This window comes from Candidatus Omnitrophota bacterium, from assembly GCA_013791745.1.
Classification (GTDB): Bacteria; CG03; CG03; order CG03; family CG03; genus CG03.
In genome coordinates, this window is record VMTH01000185.1 from 1 (window position 1) to 1472 (window position 1472).

At 51.5% G+C, this 1472-nt stretch carries 3 protein-coding genes; all 3 read right to left on the reverse strand.

Annotation, left to right across the window (positions count from 1 at the left end):
- A partial coding sequence (locus FP827_09600) for a hypothetical protein (protein MBA3053320.1) occupies positions 1 to 276 on the reverse strand: 276 nt, incomplete at its 3' end.
- A complete protein-coding gene (locus FP827_09605; GenBank protein ID MBA3053321.1) occupies positions 270 to 1205 on the reverse strand; it encodes a hypothetical protein in 936 nt (311 codons plus the stop codon). The genes FP827_09600 and FP827_09605, both read right to left, overlap by 7 nt.
- The gene (locus FP827_09610; GenBank protein MBA3053322.1) at positions 1190 to 1471 is read right to left on the reverse strand and encodes a hypothetical protein; all 282 of its coding nucleotides are present in this window, start codon (positions 1469 to 1471) and stop codon (positions 1190 to 1192) included. The genes FP827_09605 and FP827_09610 overlap by 16 nt, the downstream gene beginning before the upstream one ends.
- Position 1472 lies beyond the last annotated feature (1 nt).

Here is a 1472-nt window from a genome sequence, read left to right on the forward strand (position 1 = left end):
AGCGACGAGCTCGTTGACGATTTTAAATGCCGCCTTTCCCTCATCGGCGAGTTTTTTCAGTTTTTTTATATCCTCCGGCAGCATCTTTTTAAGCAGGCGAGGCGCGTTTTTCCGGCTATCCCCGGCGCTCTCAGCGGATGTCAGGCATATGGCGGCCTCTTTTCCGTGTTCTGTCTTAACAAGCACATGATCTCCGGGCGCGGCCGGCACCTCGCCGCACAAATAAACACCCGTGCTCCTGTCTCTCAGCAGCATGACTTTCACCGACGCTAACATTGTTTATTCTCCTCCAGGAATGAAGGAATGCCCTTCATCAGCATTCTTGAGAGGACGACATTCGGTATTCTCTGTTTTTTCAGCATTTGACAGCACTCGTGCATATAGTCTATCTCATAAGACAGCCTTTCAGACGGTTTTTCTCTCATCACAGTTGCGGCCTTCTGCAAGAGCGATTCTATGAAAGCGTGGGTCTTTTCGCGGCGCGCCGAAGCGGGGGTTTTGTTTTTTCCGGCGAGGACCTCGTGGAATTTTTTTAATTCTCCGAACAATTCTTTCCAGCTGCCGAGATCCCTTAATTGAGCGAGCGTACGGGCCAGATCAAGATCGCTTTCCGTTATTCCCTCGCAGGTCTCCTCCTGCGGTGGAAAACGCAGTATCTGCGAGCGCGACCTGATCGTCGGTAAAAGAGAATGCAGCGACGATGTGATCAGGATTATCAGGCAGTTCGCCGGAGGCTCCTCAAGGATTTTCAGCAGGCTGTTTTCCGCCTCGGGAGTCAAAATCTCACTCTCTCTTATAACCGCGGCCTTGAACACCCCCGGAGCGCTTTTTCTCGTCATAAAATGTATGAGATACCTGCAGGGTTCTATCCCCAGCGATTTATCCGAAGTCACCAGCAGAAAATCCATGTTGGACTTTCCGTCGCGCGTCAGGCAGAGATGACAGGGCGGATCCTGCACGCAGCCCGGTTTTCTGCTGCAGAAGAGCGTCTGAGGCAGGGGCCTGAGGCATCCCGCGCAATTTCCGCAAGCGATGCCGGAATGCGGCGATTTACAGTTGAGTATCCTGACAAATTCAAGCGCTGTTTTATATTTGATGTCCCTGTCCGGCCCGGCGAATATATATGCTCCGGCTACAGCGCCAAGCTTTATCTGGGCGGAAAGAGTTCTGACGACGGCCGGCGGGCAGTTTATTTTTTCAAACACTTTTCAGCGATTCTGAGGATTCTGTCATGAACCTGTTTCTGGCTTCCCGCCGCGTCCACAACCTTTACCCGTTTTTTATTGCGCGCGCAGATATGTTTGTACCCTTCATTCACCCTCTTGTGGAAAGACGCCTTTTCAAGTTCGAGCCGGTCTTTTTTTCTTTTTATCCTGCCCAGAGAGCTGCTTGACGGCAACTTCATGTATATCGTCACATCCGGCTTAAGTCCGCCGGTGGCCACTTTGTCTATGAGCCGGAGATCCTTCATG